10 protein-coding genes are annotated in these 20,308 nt (G+C 38.0%); 7 read left to right on the top strand and 3 right to left on the bottom strand.

Features of this window, described 5'->3' with window-relative positions:
* The first annotated feature begins 211 nt into the window (after positions 1–211).
* Positions 212–577: an endonuclease domain-containing protein gene (locus tag MTX13_RS08485; protein ID WP_250434131.1), complete on the top strand. Its 366-nt coding sequence runs from the start codon at positions 212–214 to the stop codon at positions 575–577.
* Positions 578–1,650: 1,073 nt separating this feature from the next.
* Here the strand turns inward: MTX13_RS08485 and MTX13_RS08480 are convergent.
* From MTX13_RS08480 to MTX13_RS08470, 3 genes are read right to left on the bottom strand one after another with little or no spacing between them, the layout of a single operon-like run.
* Positions 1,651–2,934: a nucleotide sugar dehydrogenase gene (locus MTX13_RS08480; RefSeq protein ID WP_250434129.1), complete on the bottom strand. Its 1,284-nt coding sequence runs from the start codon at positions 2,932–2,934 to the stop codon at positions 1,651–1,653.
* A gap of 34 nt (positions 2,935–2,968) precedes the next feature.
* The gene (locus tag MTX13_RS08475) at positions 2,969–5,449 is read right to left on the bottom strand and encodes an exopolysaccharide transport family protein (protein WP_250434127.1); all 2,481 of its coding nucleotides are present in this window, start codon (positions 5,447–5,449) and stop codon (positions 2,969–2,971) included.
* A gap of 3 nt (positions 5,450–5,452) precedes the next feature.
* Positions 5,453–6,247 carry a polysaccharide biosynthesis/export family protein gene (locus MTX13_RS08470; RefSeq protein WP_250434126.1) on the bottom strand — a complete coding sequence of 265 codons (795 nt, stop codon included), beginning with the start codon at positions 6,245–6,247 and terminating at the stop codon, positions 5,453–5,455.
* 1,282 nt (positions 6,248–7,529) lie between these two features.
* Between MTX13_RS08470 and MTX13_RS08465 the strand changes: the two genes are divergently transcribed.
* From MTX13_RS08465 to MTX13_RS08440, 6 genes are all read left to right on the top strand, one after another.
* Positions 7,530–9,389, top strand: coding sequence for an ABC-F family ATP-binding cassette domain-containing protein (locus MTX13_RS08465; RefSeq protein ID WP_250434125.1), 1,860 nt, complete (start codon positions 7,530–7,532; stop codon positions 9,387–9,389).
* A gap of 124 nt (positions 9,390–9,513) precedes the next feature.
* Positions 9,514–10,281, top strand: a complete 768-nt coding sequence (locus tag MTX13_RS08460) for an O-methyltransferase (RefSeq protein WP_250434124.1) — start codon at positions 9,514–9,516, stop codon at positions 10,279–10,281.
* 823 nt (positions 10,282–11,104) lie between these two features.
* On the top strand, positions 11,105–11,677 hold the full coding sequence (locus MTX13_RS08455) for a cob(I)yrinic acid a,c-diamide adenosyltransferase (RefSeq protein WP_250434123.1): 573 nt from the start codon (positions 11,105–11,107) through the stop codon (positions 11,675–11,677).
* A 109-nt stretch (positions 11,678–11,786) separates the two neighbouring features.
* Positions 11,787–12,008: a DUF2795 domain-containing protein gene (locus MTX13_RS08450; protein WP_008637498.1), complete on the top strand. Its 222-nt coding sequence runs from the start codon at positions 11,787–11,789 to the stop codon at positions 12,006–12,008.
* Between the two features lie 159 nt (positions 12,009–12,167).
* Positions 12,168–15,521: a preprotein translocase subunit SecA gene (secA, locus tag MTX13_RS08445; protein ID WP_250434122.1), complete on the top strand. Its 3,354-nt coding sequence runs from the start codon at positions 12,168–12,170 to the stop codon at positions 15,519–15,521.
* Positions 15,522–15,731: 210 nt separating this feature from the next.
* Positions 15,732–20,303 (top strand): malectin domain-containing carbohydrate-binding protein, encoded by a 4,572-nt coding sequence (locus MTX13_RS08440; protein ID WP_250434121.1) that lies wholly within the window; start codon positions 15,732–15,734, stop codon positions 20,301–20,303.
* Positions 20,304–20,308 lie beyond the last annotated feature (5 nt).

Genomic DNA, 20,308 nt, shown 5'->3' with positions numbered 1-20,308 from the left:
GGTTTTATCAAACCTAGCCACCTCCCTTTATCTAAAGTGAGGAGCCATTTGTAAATAAATTATAACCAACCCAGCTCCCCTCTTCAGGCGAAGAGGGGTGGACAAACGCAGTTTGGACGGGGAGTTTGATAAGCGGATAATGAATTTACTAAAGTGATAACGGAAATAAAGAAAGAGGAGTTTGAATAATTAATTTTATTATATTTAATTTATGCCCAAACAACGGATACACAACAAAACCCAGTTAAAAACCAAAAGACAGGAATTAAGAAAAAACCTGACTCCAGCTGAAGCGTTTTTATGGACACATATTAAGTCAAGGCAGTTAAAAGGCAAACGATTTACAAAACAACATAGTATTAAAAACTACATTGTAGACTTTTACTGTGCATCCGAAAAACTTATCATTGAACTAGATGGTGAAGTACACAACAATCCTGTAGCTCAAGAGTATGATAATATACGTTCTAGCCATTTAGAAAATTTAGGCTATACGGTTATTCGATTTGAAAATAAATTAGTTTTTGAAAATTTACCGTCTGTCTTAAAAGAGATTACTTCTAATTTTGAAGACTAATTCAAACCCTTCGTCTAGGTTTTACCAAACCTAGCCACCTCCCTTTATCTAAAGTGAGGAGCCAGTTGGTAATATATTAACTATTTAAGCTCCCCTCTTCAGATGAAGAGGGGAATGAATTTGTCGTAGCTTGCGGAGACAAAGAAAGGGGAGTTTGATTTTAAATATATAATTACTATTTCAAACCCTCCGTCTAGGTTTTACCAAACCTAGCCACCTCCCTTCATCTAAAGTGAGGTCCAGTTGGTAATATACTATCCATTTAAGCTCTCCTCTTTAGATAAAGAGGAGAATGAATTTACTGAAGTGATAACGGAAGTAAAGAAAGAGGAGTTTGATTTAAATTATATAATTACTATTTCAAACCCTCCGTCTAAACTGCTTACTGGCAGTTTATCCACCTCCCTTCAACTCAAGGGAGGAGCCTCTTGGTTAATTAATAATTAGTACAGCTACCCTCTTCAGATGAAGAGTGGAATGAATTTTCTAAAGTGATAACAGAAATAAAGAAAAAGGCGTTTGAAAAAAACACCTCCTTGAATTGTCAAACCCTCTGTCCAGCCTTTTACAAGTCTAATTACAACCCGCACTTAAACCAAATTCCGGCAAAGCCGGAAAATAGAAGGTCTGAAGACATAATGAGACATAAAAACAAAATAAGCAATTTAATACTAGGGCAAAATCAAAAAATAAACTGTAGTCTTCAAAATTCTAATAAAAAAAAGAGGCGAATGGTCTGAAAGAATGTCCTCCAGATCTTCTTGATTTTTTGGTTCGTTTTGTATCAAGACAAAATGAACAAAAACAAAACACAATGTCTAACTTAAGTAAATAATTATAACCCAAAAGAATAAAACCTAACTTCTCAAATAACACCAGAACCCTAAAAGGGATTGCCACGTCCCCAGACAGTAAACGTCTGGATCCTCGCTATGACAGCGCGCTTTTCATCACAATAACTGCTTGTTGTTGTTTATGTTGCGTTGTCGTCTAGCCTCTATAATCTAGTCTCTAGACGCTTCAAAATTAAACTATGCTATGAGATTAAAAGTCCCCTTTAGGGATTTAGAGTACTACAACCGCGCATCAGTCTGCTCGGCAGGCAACATAGACTTCACATCAAAAACTACCCCAGAAGGGGTTTTTAAATTTTGAATATTTAAATCTGTAAACTTATCATGAGAAACAGCCAAAACCACAGCTTGATAATCGGTACCCAATAAATCGTCACTACAAATTAAATCAAAACCGTATTCCTCCTGAACTTCGTCTGCCGATGCCCAAGGATCGTACACATCCACTTGAATGTCGTAGGTTTCAAACTCACGAATAATATCGATAACACGCGAATTGCGAATATCAGGACAGTTTTCCTTAAAGGTAATACCCAGAACTAATACTCTGGAATTCTTAATGGTGGCTCCCTTTTTAATCATCAGTTTTACCGTTTCGGTAGCCACATAACTACCCATACTATCATTCATTTTTCGCCCTGCCAAAATAATCTCTGGGTTATAACCCGATTCAATGGCTTTTTGTGCCAAATAATAGGGATCCACACCTATACAATGCCCACCAACCAAACCCGGTGTAAACTTGATAAAATTCCACTTGGTTCCAGCAGCTTCCAAAACAGCTTTTGTATCAATATCCAACAAGCGAAATATTTTGGATAACTCATTAACAAAGGCAATGTTAATATCCCGTTGCGAATTCTCAATAACCTTCGCAGCCTCGGCCACCTTAATAGACGGTGCCATATGGGTACCTGCCGTAATTACCGATTTATATAAATCGTCTATAATTTTAGCAATTTCTGGTGTAGAGCCCGATGTAACCTTTAAAATTTTGGTAACGGTATGTTTTTTATCTCCTGGATTAATACGCTCTGGGGAATAGCCCGCATAAAAATCCACATTAAATTGTAATCCTGACTCGCGCTCTAAAATGGGCACACAAATATCCTCGGTAACACCAGGATAGACGGTAGATTCATAAATTACGATATCGTTTTTCTTTAAAACCCCTCCAACACTTTCACTCGCCTTGATTAAGGGCGTGAAAATAGGTTTGTTCAACTCATCTGTAGGTGTTGGAACTGTTACGATATATACATTAGATTGTGATAAATCCGACACTTGATCCGTAATATAGAGCCCTTTTGACTGCTTGTCTGTGGATAATACAGCCTCTAATTCTGGTGAAGACACCTCTAAAGTACGATCTGTGCCTGAACGCAACTCCGCTACCCGCTTAGCATTAATATCAAAACCCACAACCGGGTATTGTTTCGCAAATTCAACCGCCAAAGGTAATCCTACATATCCTAGACCCACAACAGTAATATGATGTTTCATATATAATCCCAATTAGTGTTAATAGCTTGAAAATTTAAAACCGCTTTATAAACCGTTTAACTTTTTGAAAGGTTGATAATTTACCATCTTCATGATAGGCATTACCATATACGCCATAACCGTAACCATAGCCATAACCATAGCCATAGCCATAGCCGTAGTTATGATTGGTTTTATGTTTATAAAAATTCAAGACAAAATTGATGTTTTTAATCTCCCCGCCGCGATACTTCGCATTAATAAGTTGCAACATCCCTTTTTTGGTATAATCTAAACGAACCATAAAAATAGAAGTATCGGCATATTTAACCAATTCCAAAGCATCAGTAACCAACCCTAATGGCGGCGTATCCAAGATGATGATATCATAGGTCTGCCGTAAGTCTGCCATTAGCGTACGCATACGATCACTCATCAATAATTCTGAAGGGTTTGGCGGTATAGGCCCAGCTGGTACAATTGTTAAATTTTCGATGTGGGTTTTATGTATAACTCTATCGAAGTCTGATTCTCCAATAAGGTAATTTACCATACCTAAATCATTGGTAATATTAAAATCATCAAATATTTTAGGCTTACGCAAATCCAGCCCTAATAAGATGGTTTTTTTACCACTTAAGGCATAAACCGTAGCTATATTAATCGAGCAAAAGGTTTTTCCTTCACCACTTACAGAAGAGGTAATCATTATGGCTCGGCCATCGTCTCGTGTTTCTTTATTTAAAATAAATTGTAAGGAAGACCTAATGGAGCGAAAGGATTCCGCTACCGCCGATTTGGGCTTTTCAAACACAACAAGATTATTATGGTAACGGTACTTCCCTATTAAGCCCATAATGGGAATACTAGACAACCGCTCTACCTCATCGGAACCATGTATGGTATTATCCAGTAAAAAGATAATAAAAATGAGGAACATAGGTATAAAAAAGCCTAGCATAAGCGCCATCATATAGTTCAAAGACTTATTGGGGCCTATAAGGCCTCCTCCAATATCTTTGGCCTCATCTACAATGCTAATATCGGAGATGTTGGCTGCTTTTACTATGGCAGCTTCACTACGTTTATCCATATAGACATTATAGGCTTCCTGACTGATATCCAACTTCCGTTGAATTTTTAAAAATTCCTGTTGGTCTTCTGGCAAATCACTCAATTGCGACTCCATATTGGCTATATTCCTATTGTTACTTTGCAAGAGCACCATTATGGTGTTACGGGTAGCATCAATAGTTTCCAACAGGACATTCTTCTCCGCATCAATCCGCCTATCCAAATCCTTAAACAAATCAGAACCTTCCCGCGTAGTATATTCCAAACTTTGCCGCTCAATAGCTAACGCTGTAATTTTAGAAACGGAATTTTGAATATTCTTCTCCTCAATACCTACCGAACTGGGTGCCGCTATTTTAGTATAATCGGTTTTGGTCCGCAAATAGCTCTCTAACGTTTTTAAGTAATCTAATTTGGTGTTTTCAATCTCCCGTTCAGTTTCATATTGTTTTAGTTTTTCAGAAACTTGGGCCATTTCTTCAGATACATCAAATATCTTATTTTCCTTACGGAACCGATTCATTTCTTCATTAACATCTTTCAGGTTATCGTTTACTGCCGCGAGACTACTATCAATAAATTTAATGGTATTCGTAGCATACTGGTTTTTACGCTCCAATTCCGTTTCACTTAATATAGTAGCCGTAGTATTTAAATAATCAACTAGCTTGGCCTTATTGGTACCTGCCAAAGATAAAACCAAAACAGATGCCGAAGAATTACTAAAAGGTCGCACACCAATTCTCATCTTGTAGGTATGTACTGTACTATCGTAATTACTAAACTTAATGTAGTATTCCTGACCAACCTGAATGGTTCTGCCATCTCTTAAATTAACAACACCATGTAAAAACGATATATCAACGGTTTCACCAAATCTAAAGACCTGTTTAAATTCGCCTACAGGAACAGTAACGGCTAGGTGTTTTTTAGTATCATAGCGCTGACCCATTCCGTTTTCTGTTTCAAAATTGGTAAACACCTCAAAACTAGTATCAGATAAAATACGTATCCCAATAAATTTATTCAGCACTTGGGGTTTAGCCATATCTAAATCAAAAACAAAAGGAGCCTGTTTATAGATATCAATCTTTCTATACTTACCTTCTCGATAATAATTCAAGTAGGATTTTAAAGAATCTACAACCAACTCATTATGGGTTCGGGTTTGTAGTGTGGTAATGGTTTTACCCATTTTACCAGAAACCCCTCCCCAGTTAAAGGAAATACTGGTATTCGCCGTAAAAAAAGGATTCTGGTCATTTTCTACAGAAATTAAGGATTCAAGCTTGTATATATTTTGTTTCCTAACATTTATAAAATAAGCTATGGTCAACGCAACACCTATACAGATTAAAACAAATTTCCATAAGTTTAAAACCTTAAACAAATAGCCCTTAAAATCAAAAGTAATCCTACCTGATTCTATATGCTCTAATTCATCATAATCACTCACGGCCATAGTTTATAATCTATCAATTAACAAAATAGTGGTAGTAACAAATGACATAACAGCAACAATGGCTGTAAAAGTTTGTAATCCTGTAGTTCCCGTGCCCCATGATTTTTGCTTGAGGGGTTTTACATAAATGATATCATTCATTTGAATATAGAAGTAAGGCGATTTCATAACATCCACATCCAATAAATTTAGATGGTGAATTTGTTGTCCATTGGGGTATTGCCTAATAACTATTACATCCTCACGATTACCTGTAATGGTAATATCGCCAGCATTGGCCAAAGCTTCAAATATATTAACACGAGGCTGATATAAGGTACGTGTACCCGTTCTACCCACCTCCCCATTAACCGTGTAGCGCAATCCCGTAAGTTTGACACTTACAAATATATTGGCGGTTTCCTTAAACTCTTCTTCCAACAGTTTTTTCTCTAATAACTGCTCAATCTCTTCTGTGGTATACCCCAATACATTGACTTCTCCCAGTACTGGAATACGTATATTACCGTGTAAATCGACCGTAAAGCCATCAAAAAAAGCGCGTTCCTCACCATTGGCATTTAATTCACGTTGACCGGCTGGGTTAAAAATCTGCACATTATTCTGGTCCATTACCTTAACCACAATATTTAAAATATCATTTATCTGTACGCGGTATGGCTTTTGAGCTTCGGTTAAAATTAATGTACTATCTAAAGCGGCTTCTTGGTTTTGTAGATACACCAACTTTTTATTGGGAATACAGGACTGCATCAAACAGACCATAGCAACCAAAAATACGATATATAAATGCTTCATAATTAGGGCATCGGTTTCATCACAAATATAGCCTTTCACAAGGAATATCAAAACATATCCCCTAAATTTTGGTTTTTTTACGATGAAGAGCTTAAGCTTTTCGTTTTTATCGTAAAATATGGTAGGTTATAGAACGCTTTTTCAAACCCTCCGTCTAGGTTTTACCAAACCTAGCCACTCCACACGCCAGCTCGCCCTTCACTAAAATAGTCCACTGGACTATTTCTTAACGCTCTGCCGCACTTCAAGGGAGGGGCCCTTCGGAAATGAATTAAAATTATCCAGGCTCTCCTCTTTAGTCAAAGAGGAGTTTGACTGTTGCTAAGTATTACTATTTCAAATCTTACAAATTTTAATTTGAGATTGCCACGTCGCCCCAAATTATTGGGCTCTCCTCGCAATGACAAGCAAAATGTCATTGACTACGTCGAATCTTCGATTTCAGTACAAGCCTGCCTATCGGCAGACAGGTGTAACGAAGTGAAAAAACCTATAGATTCAGTGCAGCTAATCTCTTTATAAACAATCACTTGTCATTCCGAGCTTGTCGAGGAATCTCATAATACAAAAAACTGCCTTTGATATCGTGAACTCAAAACAAACAAAAAGAGATTGCCACGTCGTCCCAAATTATTGGGATCTCCTCGCAATGACAAGCAAAATGTCATTCAGAGCAAAGCGAAGAATCTTTTTGTCATGCTGAACTTGTTTCAGTATCTCGAAACATGTGAAAAGAGATTGCCGCGTCTCTAGAAAGTAAACGTCTGGATACTCACCATGACAAAGGAAGATTTTCAACCTTTGGATAGCACTTCGACCTTTCGACAAGCTCAAGGCAGGCTCTGCTCAATGTGACATAGGAATGATTATTGTCATTCAGAGTGAACGTAGTGAAACGAAGAATCTCTCTGTCATGCTGAACTTGTTTCAGCATCTCGAAACATGTGAAAAGAGATTGCCACGTCGTCCCAAATTATTGGGACCTCCTCGCAATGACAAGCAAAATGTCATTCAGAGTGAACGCAGTGAAACGAAGAATCTCTCTGTCATGCTGAACTTGTTTCAGCATCTCGAAACATGTGAAAAGAGATTACTCATGCATAATAATTTTTAGAAATAGGTATTCGTGAATACTTCGTATTTGCCACGTCGCCCCAAATTATTGGGACCTCCTCGCAATGACAAGCAAAATGTCATTCAGAGTGAACGCAGTGAAACGAAGAATCTCTAAAGCATTCTAACCAAAACCCTATTTTTTTACGTTATTTGCAAAAAACACACGGTGAACTACCTATCTGTTGAACATATTGCCAAACATTACGGCGAGTTAACACTCTTCGAAAACCTCTCGTTTAGTATCCATAAGGATCAGAAAATAGCCTTAATTGCTAAAAATGGAACTGGAAAAACCTCCATACTGAATATGCTTGCCGGAAAGGACGAACCTGATGCCGGACAGATTGTATACCGCAAAGATATTCAGGTGGCTTTCTTGGCCCAAGAACCTGAACTGGACGACAACTTAACCATTGAAGCTGCCATTTTCAGTACCAAAAATCCCACGTTGGACATTATTAAGGCTTATGAAAGTGCCCTTAAAAACCCGGAAGACGCAGAAGCCTATCAAAAAGCGTTTGACAATATGGAGCGCCATGGGGCATGGGATTTTGAAACCCAATACAAACAGATTCTATTTCAGCTTAAGCTAGATGATTTACAGCAACACATAAAAACACTTTCAGGCGGACAAAAAAAACGTTTAGCCCTAGCCCTAGCCCTTCTTAAAAAACCCGATTTGCTTATTCTAGATGAGCCCACCAACCATTTAGATTTAGAAATGATTGAATGGCTGGAAACCTTTTTCGCCAAAGAACAGCTAACCTTACTAATGGTTACCCATGACCGTTACTTTTTAGAGCGCGTTTGCAACGAAATCATAGAACTTGACCAAGGGCAACTTTATACCTATAAAGGCAATTACAGTTATTATTTAGAGAAACGTGACGCCCGATTGGAGCAGGAAGCCATTGAAACCAACAAAGCCAAACAACTATTTAAAAAGGAACTGGAATGGATGCGCCGGCAACCCAAAGCGCGGACCACTAAATCCAAGTCGCGGATTGACGATTTTCACGATATTAAACATCGTGCCCAACAACGCCGCAAAGACCATGAGGTACAGCTTGAACTCAATATGGAGCGTCTGGGCAGTAAAATTATCGAGTTGCATAACTTGGGCAAAAGTTATAAAGACAAGGTTATTTTAAACGGATTTGACTACACCTTTAAAAAGGGAGAGCGCGTTGGCATTATTGGGAAAAACGGCACTGGAAAATCAACCTTTCTCAATATTTTAACCCAAAGCCTAAAACCTGATACCGGAAAAGTTGTGGTTGGCGAAACGGTACAATTTGGATATTACACCCAAGCGGGTATTCCAGTAAAACCCAAACAAAAAGTTATTGATGTCATTAAAGCCTATGGTGACTATATCCCCTTAAAAAAAGGGCGGCAAATTAGTGCCCAACAACTGTTGGAGCGTTTTTTATTTGACCGTAAGAAGCAATACGATTTTGTTGAAAAGTTAAGTGGTGGTGAACGTAAGCGTTTATATTTATGTACAGTTCTTATTCAAAACCCCAACTTTTTAATTCTGGATGAGCCTACAAACGATCTTGACATTGTAACCTTGAATGTCCTGGAGAGCTTTTTATTGGATTTTCCGGGTTGCTTAATTGTGGTTTCCCACGACCGATACTTTATGGATAAGATTGTCGACCACCTTTTTGTGTTTCGTGGCAATGGTGTGATTGATGACTTCCCAGGGAATTACACCGATTTTAGAGCCTATGAGGACAGCCAAGAGCCCTTGGTGACAGACGCGCCTAAAAAGGAAAAGAAACAATGGAAAAAAGATAGTAATACGACCTTAAGTTACAATGAGCAAAAAGAGTTTAAGAGTATTGAAAGCAAACTAAAGTCGTTGGAGTTTGATAAAAAAACAGTAGAAGACGAATTTCTTAATCTTGATTTATCTAGCGAAGCCATTCAAGACCTATCCCAAAAACTACAAGTTATTTTAGATACGATTGAAGAAAAAGAAATGCGCTGGTTGGAGCTTATGGAAAAACTAGAGGGTTAGTAAGTTAGGTGACGGGTGACCGATGACAGGTGACGGGTGACGGGTGATTGATGACTGATGATGGATGAACGATGACGGGTGACTGATGAAAGTGAAGTAGAATTAGGAATTTAATATATATAACATGTGGCACGCTGTGATATCTTATTTTAAATTTTTGTTTAGTTCCACCAATCAACATGGTGTGCACTCCCCATTTGTGTATCATTTGGTAACCCAATGCTTTTACGACCAAACAGTCTATAAAGATTATTCGAAGTTAATCAGCTATCGCGAGCAATTATTACAAAACGATCAGGTTATATCCATAACCGATTTAGGGCCTGGATCCAAAACCCAACCATCCAATCAACGGCAAGTCTCTACAATTGCAAAAACTTCTGGAACCCCTTTAAAACGCAGTAAGCTATTATATCGTTTGGCACAATACTTTAGACCCCAAAATGTATTAGAACTGGGAACCTCTTTGGGCATCAGCACCCAAGCTATAGCATTAGGAAATCCTGATACCCAAATTACCAGTATTGAAGGCTGCCCAAAACTATCTGCTTTTGCTAAAGAAAGCTTACAAAACCACAAACACATCACACTTTTAACTGGTGATTTTAACAGTCATCTACCAGATCTTAACCATCAAGTTTTCGATTTTATTTTTTTTGATGGTAATCATACCAAATCTGCAACGCTTGGTTATTTTGAGACACTACTCCCTACAGCCCATAATGATACCGTTTTTATTTTTGATGATATCTATTGGTCCAAAGGCATGACTGAAGCTTGGGAAGCCATTAAAAAACATCCACAAGTAACCGTAACCATTGACACCTATTTTTGGGGTTTTGTGTTTTTTAGAACCGAGCAAGCTAAAGAGCATTTTAAGATACGCGTTTGATTATTAGTTTTAGTCCAAAAGATTCTTCAGTCGGTTTTCAACCTCCTTCTGAATGACATTTTGAATGCTTTTTATGATTTGGAAGGCACTTCGACCTTTCGACAAGCTCAAGGCAGGCTCTGCTCAGTGTGACATATGTCATTCAGAGTGAACGTAGTGAAACGAAGAATCTCTTTGTCATGCTGAACTTGTTTCAGTATCTCAATCCACATGAAAAAGACAAAATTCATATTAAGCTTTAGCTTACAAAAGATTGCCGCAGTCGTTCCTCCTTCGCAATGACAATTAAAAAAGCTTTTGGTTTTTGGATAGTATATCCATGTTTTGAAGGCACTTCGACAGGCTCAGTGTGACATAAACATCGGTAATTTCAGTGTGATATGTTAAAGTCGTTGTCATTCAGAGTGAACGTAGTGAAACGAAGAATCTCTTTGTCATGCTGAACTTGTTTCAGTATCTCAATCCACATGAAAAAGACAAAATTCATATTAAGCTTTAGCTTACAAAAGATTGCCACAGTCGTTCCTCCTTCGCAATGACAATTAAAAAAGCTTTTGATTTTTGGATAGTATATCCATGTTTTGAAGGCACTTCGACAGGTTCAGTGTGACATAAACATCTGTAATTTCAGTGTGATAAGTTAAAGTCATTGTCATTCAGAGTGAACGTAGTGAAACGAAGAATCTCAATATCTCATTTTTAATTTCTTTTAAAATTTATCTAGTGCTTAAACGTTGTAAGAGATTGCCGCAGTCGTTCCTCCTTCGCAATGACAATTGAAAAACCTTTTGCCTTATAACTTTTAACCACTAACTTTGTTATTATGAAAATTTACACAAAAACAGGCGACAAAGGCACCACAGCATTATTTGGTGGAACCCGTGTGCCCAAACACCATATTCGTATAGACAGTTATGGTACTGTAGACGAATTGAACTCACATTTGGGGTTAATTCGCGACCAAGACATCAAACCTTATTATAAAGATATCTTAATCCATATACAAGATAGGCTATTTACAGTTGGAGCCATATTAGCTACAGATCCTGAAAAAGCCATTTTAAAAAGCGGCAAAGAGCGCTTAAACATTCCCAAAATATCTGCTGATAACATCAAACTGTTAGAAGACGAAATGGATACCATGAATACCGAATTACCACAAATGACGCATTTTGTCCTTCCTGGCGGTCATCAAACTGTGTCATTCTGTCACATTGCTCGCTGTGTATGCCGCAGAGCTGAACGTTTGGCATCGGCACTAAACGATATGGAGCCTATAGATCCTATGGCTTTAATGTACTTAAATCGTCTTTCTGACTACTTATTTGTGTTGGCACGAAAGTTGTCCTATGAACTGCAAGCTGACGAAGTGAAATGGATTCCGGAAAAACATTAAGGCCTTTGTAAGCAAGCACGTTCTTTTTATTAATGCGTAATTAATTGTTTTTTTTCTTGCCTATTTAAACTAAAAATTTATTTTTGCAAAAAATTAAAACACATTACAAATGTATTGGACATTAGAATTAGCATCATATTTAAGTGACGCACCTTGGCCAGCCACTAAAGACGAATTAATTGATTATTCCATTAGAACTGGTGCTCCGTTAGAAGTAGTTGAAAACTTACAATCTATTGAAGACGAAGGTGATTCTTACGAATCGATTCAGGAAATATGGCCTGATTATCCAACAGACGAAGATTACCTCTGGAACGAGGACGAATATTAATAGTTTAAACAACATATAAAAAAGTCTCGTTTTGAGACTTTTTTTGTGTCTATTAATTATAAAAATTAACCGAACAACGGTATCTTTGGGAACGTTAATTCTCAAAGAAAGAACTATTACTATCAGTTATCAAACTGGTACAATTAAAATATATAACACATGAGTTTTTTAAATTCTGTACTTAAGGTTTTTGTAGGCGACAAATCGAAACAAGATGTCAACGCCATTATGCCCATAGTAAAACAAATTAAATCGCACGAAGCTGCATTAGAAGGCTTATCGCATGATGAACTACGTGCCAAAACTGCTAATTTCAAGGCCCAGATTGCCGAAGCCCGAAAGTCTCTTAACGAAACTATAGAAGACCTTTTAGCCAAAGCTGAAGCCACTGAAGATATTGATGAACGCGAAGACATCTATATTGAAATAGACAAGATAAAAGACGAAGTGTATCAAGTTACTGAAGCTGTTTTAAACGACATTCTCCCCGAAGCTTTTGCTGTTGTAAAAGAAACTGCCAAACGTTTTGTGCATAATACCGAAATAGAAGTTACTGCCAATACCTTTGACCGCGAAGTATCTGGCGAAAAAGATTACGTAACCCTTAATGACGATAAGGCCGTTTGGGCCAATTCTTGGGATGCTGCCGGTAAGCCCATTACTTGGGATATGATTCATTATGATGTACAGCTTATAGGTGGTATTGCTATGCACCAAGGCAAAATAGCCGAGATGCAAACTGGTGAAGGAAAAACATTAGTAGCCACCTTACCAGTTTATTTAAATGCATTAGCTGGTAGAGGTGTGCATTTGGTAACGGTTAACGACTACCTAGCGAAACGTGATAGTGCTTGGATGGCTCCTATATTTGAATTCCATGGGTTAAGCGTAGATTGTATTGATTACCATCAACCTAATTCTGCTGCCCGTAAAAAAGCCTATCGTGCCGATATTACCTATGGTACCAACAATGAATTTGGTTTTGATTATTTACGTGATAACATGGCGCACTCACCAGACGATTTGGTTCAGCGCCCGCACCACTACGCCATTGTAGATGAGGTGGATTCTGTATTAATTGATGATGCCAGAACCCCATTAATTATTTCAGGGCCTATTCCGCAAGGTGACCGCCATGAGTTCGTGGAACTTAAACCTAAAGTAGAAGATATTGTTTCGGTACAGCGTAAATATCTTACTGGTGTTTTAGCCGAAGCCAAAAAATTGATTGCTGAAGGCGATACCAAAGAAGGTAGTTTTCAATTGCTACGCGTGTATCGTGGAATGCCTAAAAACAAAGCCCTTATTAAGTTTTTAAGTGAAGAAGGCATTAAGCAGATGCTTCAAAAGACCGAAAACTTTTACATGCAGGACAACAACCGTGAGATGCCAAAGGTAGATGCGGAACTGTACTATGTTATAGAAGAAAAAAACAATCAAATTGAATTGACCGATAAAGGTATCGAGCATTTATCGGGTAAGGATAATCCTGACTTTTTCGTGATGCCCGAAATTGGCATCGAGATTGCCAAAATTGAATCACAAGGCCTGACATCGGAAGAAGAAGCTAATTTAAAAGAAGAACTTTTCAGGGATTTTGGTGTTAAATCAGAACGCATCCACACCCTTAACCAATTACTAAAAGCCTATGCTCTATTTGAAAAGGATATCCAGTATGTGGTGATGGACAATAAGGTTATGATTGTTGACGAGCAAACGGGACGTATTATGGATGGTCGTCGTTATTCTGATGGGTTACACCAAGCCATTGAGGCCAAAGAGAATGTTAAGATTGAAGATGCTACCCAAACCTTTGCCACAGTAACGCTACAAAATTACTTTAGAATGTACCGCAAGTTATCTGGTATGACCGGTACAGCGGTTACCGAAGCCGGCGAGTTCTGGGAAATCTATAAATTGGATGTTGTTGAAATTCCAACCAACAAACCTATTGCCCGTGACGACCGCGAAGATTTAGTTTATAAAACCAAGCGCGAAAAATACAATGCTGTAATTGATGAGGTTACGAAATTGTCTCAAGCTGGAAGACCGGTGTTAATTGGTACCACGTCTGTTGAAATTTCAGAATTGTTAGGAAAAATGTTGAGTATTCGTAAAATACCGCATAATGTCCTAAACGCCAAACAACATAAAAAAGAAGCTGAAATTGTGGCCGAAGCTGGTAATGCAGGTCAGGTAACCATTGCCACCAATATGGCCGGTCGTGGTACCGATATTAAATTATCTGATGAAGTAAAAGCCGCTGGTGGTTTAGCCATAGTTGGTACGGAACGTCATGATTCCCGACGTGTGGATAGACAGTTACGAGGTCGTGCTGGACGTCAAGGAGACCCAGGAAGCTCACAATTTTATGTATCTCTAGAAGATAATTTAATGCGTTTGTTTGGTAGTGAGCGTATTGCCAAAATGATGGATAGAATGGGATTGGAAGAAGGTGAAGTGATCCAGCATTCCATGATTTCAAAATCTATTGAACGTGCGCAGAAAAAAGTAGAAGAAAACAACTTTGGTGTTCGTAAAAGACTTTTGGAATATGATGATGTTATGAACTCGCAACGTGAAGTGGTTTATAAACGTCGTCGCCATGCCTTACACGGTGAACGTTTACGCGTGGATTTGGCCAACATGATTTATGATACCTCTGAAGGGATAGCCGAAACCAACAAAGCGGCTAATGACTATAAGAATTTTGAATTTGAATTGATTCGTTACTTCTCTATGAGCGCTCCGGTTTCAGAAGATGAATTTGGAAAATTAGGCGTTCAAGAATTAGCAGGCATTATTTACAAAGCCGCATTTGAGCATTATCGTGCCAAAATGGAGCGCAATGCCGAGATTGCCTTTCCGGTTATAAAAAATGTATATGAAACACAGCGCGATAAATTTAAGCGTATTGTAGTACCGTTTACAGATGGTGTTAAGAATCTGCAGGTTATAACCGATTTAGAAAAGGCCTACGAAACCAATGGTAAACAGTTGATTAATGACTTTGAAAAAAATATTACCTTGGCCATTGTAGATGATTCGTGGAAAACCCATTTGCGTAAAATGGATGAGTTAAAGCAATCGGTCCAGCTGGCTGTACACGAGCAAAAAGATCCGTTATTAATCTATAAGTTTGAAGCGTTTGAATTATTCAAAAGTATGATTGACCAGGTGAATAAAGATGTGATTTCGTTCTTGTTTAAGGGAGAGTTACCTACAGAAACCACCAATGCTATTCAAGAAGCGCGTCAAACCCGTAAAAAGGAAAACTTAAAAACAGAAAAAGAAGATATTCCAAATATGGATGAACGTGCTGCCCAAAGTCGAGCTGCGGGCAATACGCAACGTCAGCCGGAAGTTGTAGAAACCATAGTTAGAGATCGACCTAAAATTGGTAGAAATGACCGTGTGACCATCAAACACGTTATGAGCGGCGAAAACAAAACATTGAAATACAAACAAGCAGAACCTTTAATCGCCAAAGGCGATTGGGTTTTAGTTGAATAACATTTTAAGATCATATTATCCATAATACCGCGTATTTTAACGCGGTATTTTTTTGGTAGTAAACTCTAAAACCGATATTTTTTCTTTTTAACGAAAATCACCGTTTACATTCTTGTAGATTGCTTGATATTAGTAAATTTACATGCGACAACTTTCCTGATAATTAAACTATTTTTCGATTAATAGCACGAATAAGCGAAAAGTAATGTTATGACTGTATTATCGTATTTTAAAAGCAAAGGCTGTTTTCCTATTCTGATGGCCTTAATTTTAGTTACAACCATTAATAATATAGCAGCCCAATCCATTAGCTTCGGATCAACTGGCTTGCAAAATGAAGGTGTTTTAAACCCTACATCACTTGACTTTGGTCCTGATGATAGGCTTTATATTTCGCAACAAAATGGTACCATATATGCCTATACTATTGAACGTGATAATGCCGTAGCCGGAGAAGGAACGTATACCGTAATAGATACCGAAGAAATAGATATCATTAAAACAGGAATTCCGAATCATAACGATTTAGGGGAATTCAATCCCAGCCAACAACGATTGATAACCGGAATCATGACTGCTGGAACAGCTCAAAATCCTATTGTATATGTAACATCATCTGATTATTTATTGGGTGGGGGTTCAGCAGGAAATGATTCAAACCTTGATACCAATTCTAGTATGTTATCCCGAATTACAAAAGTAAATGGTGTTTGGGAAAAGGTTGACTTAATTAGAGGCTTGCCTCGCTGTGAAGAAAACCATGCTGTAAACGGTTTGGACATGTTTCATAAAGATGGAAGCGATTATTTGCTTATTGTACAGGGTGGACAAACCAATAAAGGCGCACCAAGTAACAATTTTGCAGGGACTCCAGAATTTTTTCTATCGGCATCCATGCTTATAGTAAATCTTACCGACTTGGAAAACATGCCCGTTTATACAGATCCTAGGACAAACACGCAATATGTTTATGACTTACCTACGCTAAATGATCCTTTGCGTCAAGATATTGACAATACCCATCCAGAATTTCCATATCCCGTAGGGCATCCTATGTATAATGCCACAATTGATATTGGTGATCCTTTTGGAGGTAACAACAGTTTAAATCAGGCCTTTCCAGAAGCAGGTGGCCCTTTACAGATTTTTGCTCCTGGTTTTAGAAACGCTTATGATGTTATTATAACAGAGAACAATAGAATTTATACATCCGATAACGGACCAAATGCGCTATGGGGCGGTGTTCCAAGAATTTATGATAGTGCTACAGACACCTATTTAGGAGATGAAAGCACCATTACCTACGACCCTAATTTACATTATATTACGAATGAAATGAATGAGAGTGGCAGCAATTTTTCTGGTGATCCGTTGCATTTTGTTGGCACCATTAATGATGCAAACGGAACCTATTATGGTGGGCATCCTATTCCTATTTTGGCATTTCCATCGAGAGCCCGTGTTATTTCGTATGAACAAATAGATGGTTCTTGGGTAGCCACCAATAATCACGATTTAGCTTCGATGCTTGTAGGCACTTCAGGTTACTTTAACAGTTCATTTAACATCGGTGATTTTCCAGATCAACCTGAACTGGGTGAGTATTTAGTAGACGAACCTGTGTCCAGTCCTAGAAATAATATTTTAGATGTCATTCCATCTTCAACAAATGGTATTACTGAATATACTGCAAGTAATTTTTCTGGTGCCATGCAAGGCAATATTTTAACGGCGTCATTTAATGGCGATATTAACAGGTATGTACTTAACGCTTCTGGCGACACCGTTTTGGAACACGAGGTTACTTTTAATGGCTTTGGTAGTATTCCTTTAGATGTTATTGCCCAAGGCGATGATGATATCTTCCCTGGCACAGTTTGGGCCGCTACCTACGGGTCGAATAGCGTAACCATTTTTGAACCATCGGACATAACCTGTTTACAACCTGGCGATCCTGGCTATGATCCTAATGCTGATACGGATAATGATGGTTATACCAATCAAGATGAGATTGACAATAATACCAATATTTGTTCTCAAAGTAGCAAGCCCAAAGATAATGATGGCGATTTTATTTCAGATTTAAACGATCCAGATGATGATAATGATGGCATTTTAGATGTCGATGATGCTTTTGCTATTGATGCCAATAACGGAACAACTAATAACCTGCCTATTGACTACCCGTTTTGGAACAATGATCCCGGCACCGGTTTTTTTGGACTCGGTTTTACGGGTCTCATGCTAGACCCAACTGGTAATACAGATTATCTTGACCAGTTTAATGAAACGCAAATGTCTTTTGGGGGTGCTGCAGGAAAAGCTACTGTAGATGGTGTTACTGGAGGTGATGCTTTTGAAAATACTAATGACCAAGATTATGGATTTCAATTTGGAGTAAATGTGGATGTCAATTCAAATGCTTTTACGGTACACTCCAGAATAGAATCGCCTTACTTTGGTTCAAACGGCATGCAAAACGATCCTGTAGATTTTCAATCGTACGGTATACAACTAGGTACAGGCGATCAAGACAATTATTTAAAGTTTGTATTGATGAATGGTACAGACAACAACGACAACATTAATGGTCTACAAGTATTATTGGAATCTGGTGGTGTTGTAACGTCAAACACTAGTTATGATGTCCCTAGCATTCTGGACTCAGGTTCGGTTGATCTTTATGTATCGATTGATCCCGCGACATTATCTGCGCAGCCTTTCTACTCTTTAGATGATGGCCATACGTTAATAGTTTTAGGTAGCCCTATAACGATTCCTTTATCTTTTTTAGACGATACAGATAATAAAGGTTTGGCAGTTGGTTTGATTTCAACGGCACGCTCGCAAACTACACCAAACTCCTTTACAGCTACATGGGATTTTATTGAGGTTTATGAAAATCTAGACGGTATCATATCCATTAATCCGGATCCGTTACAATTTGGATTAACTCCAGTTACCAATTCGCAGCGCACAAAGTACCTAACCTTAAATAATGAAGGCGGTCCAACAGATACTGCAATTACAGTTACTGCGCTTAATTTTTCTGGAACTGATAGCAGTTTATTTTCTACAGATGTCAGTTTGCCTTTTAACATTAACCCAGGTTCATCGGTAACCATTCCAATAGATTTTAGTTCAGATGCCCTAATAGGCACAAAAACAGCAGTAATTTCTGTTGTCCATTCTGGAAATAATTCGGCCATTCAAGCAGATATAACTGCTGAACTCACTGATATTTTTGCTCCAGTTGTTAGAATAAATGCTGGTGGTGCCGAAGTTGTAGCAACAGATGGCGGCCCTAATTGGGAAGACAATATAACACGTAATGGGGAATCGTTTGTTGTAGCTTCAGGTAATCCTTTTAATGGTAGTGTAGACTATAACAACAGAGATGCATCTATACCAGATTATATGGATAGTAGTACTTACACTACTGTTTTAAGTAGCCAGCATAGTAACAGTGGACCTGACTATCCCATGATTTATGCTATTAATGTGCCAGATGGCGACTATATAGTTAATCTATATTTTGCTAATTTATACAGTGGTACTTCGGAACCCGGAGAACGATTATTTCATGTTGAAATTGAAGGTGAACGCAAAATAACCAATCTTGATTTGTCTTTACGATTTGGTCATGAAGTTGGAGGTATGGAACAATTTAATGTTACTGTTACAGGAGGGGCTTTGGAAATAGGTTTTATTCATTCTGACATACAAAACCCTTTAGTCAATGGCATTGAAATTTTAGGTATTCAATACCCTGAATTGGAATTACAACCTATTGCAGACCGTATGGACTGTGAATTAGAAATTTCTGATTTTCAAGCGGAAGGATCTGGTGGCAATCCTCTGGATAATTTAGTATATGAAATTTCTGGTCAACCTTTAGGGATTGCCATTGAACCGACAAACGGTTTAATATTTGGTACTATTGACGAAACCGCTGTTTCTGGTGGCCCTAACAACGATGGTGTGCATCAGGTTACTGTAACCCTAAAAAAACCGGGGAGTTTAGATGTTAACCAATCTTTTGAATGGATTGTTTTAGACGATACTGAAGCACCAACAATAACCTGTCCAACAAACCTTCTTGAAGAGATACCGATTGGTACTACAGAAGCCAATATCGTTATATCAAATCCTACGGCATTAGATAATTGTGATAGTGTTATTACCTATGACTTTTCGCGTTCTGATGGGTTGTTACTTACAGATCCATTCCCATTGGGTACAACAACTATTACTTGGACTGCTACGGATGCTTCTGGTAACACCTCGTTATCTTGTAACCAAACCGTTGATGTTTTAATTCCGGAATATACTATTGATTTAAGTGTAAGTCTACAAGGACGATCAGACCATAGCGGCTCCTACTCTGTTTTGTTTTATACTTTGGACGACTTAACAACACCTGAATATACTTTTAATGAATCTGGAGATTTAGGCGGTACCATTTCTTTAAGCTCGACCATTAGCAAAGGCACCTATAAGGTTTTAGTAAAACATCCTCAATATTTACAGCAGTTAAAAATAGTAGATGTAAATGCCAACGGTACAGAAATTATTCCGATGCTACTGGCCGGTGATGTTAATAATGATAATGCTGTTAATATTTTTGATTTGGGAATTTTTGCTGGTACCTACAACTTAAGTAATGGTGATTCAAGTTATGATTCGCGAGCTGATTTTGATGGTAACCAAACCATAAACATTTTTGACCTTGGGCTATTTTCTGGAAACTACCAATTAGTAGGTGATACACAAAATGATTAAAATTT

It is taken from the genome of Hanstruepera flava (assembly GCF_023634025.1).
Lineage (GTDB): Bacteria > Bacteroidota > Bacteroidia > Flavobacteriales > Flavobacteriaceae > Hanstruepera > Hanstruepera flava.
Note: the sequence above shows the minus strand (reverse complement) of the source record. Positions and strands in the feature narration are given on the sequence as shown.

Bases quoted from the DNA above. Each gene is read 5' to 3' on its own strand.
- MTX13_RS08485 (WP_250434131.1), top strand. From the start codon at position 212: ATGCCCAAACAACGGATACACAACAAAACCCAGTTAAAAACCAAAAGA.
- MTX13_RS08480 (WP_250434129.1), bottom strand. From the start codon at position 2,934: ATGAAACATCATATTACTGTTGTGGGTCTAGGATATGTAGGATTACCT.
- MTX13_RS08475 (WP_250434127.1), bottom strand. From the start codon at position 5,449: ATGGCCGTGAGTGATTATGATGAATTAGAGCATATAGAATCAGGTAGG.
- MTX13_RS08470 (WP_250434126.1), bottom strand. From the start codon at position 6,247: ATGAAGCATTTATATATCGTATTTTTGGTTGCTATGGTCTGTTTGATG.
- MTX13_RS08460 (WP_250434124.1), top strand. From the start codon at position 9,514: ATGTGGCACGCTGTGATATCTTATTTTAAATTTTTGTTTAGTTCCACC.
- MTX13_RS08455 (WP_250434123.1), top strand. From the start codon at position 11,105: ATGAAAATTTACACAAAAACAGGCGACAAAGGCACCACAGCATTATTT.
- MTX13_RS08450 (WP_008637498.1), top strand. From the start codon at position 11,787: ATGTATTGGACATTAGAATTAGCATCATATTTAAGTGACGCACCTTGG.
- secA (WP_250434122.1), top strand. From the start codon at position 12,168: ATGAGTTTTTTAAATTCTGTACTTAAGGTTTTTGTAGGCGACAAATCG.
- MTX13_RS08440 (WP_250434121.1), top strand. From the start codon at position 15,732: ATGACTGTATTATCGTATTTTAAAAGCAAAGGCTGTTTTCCTATTCTG.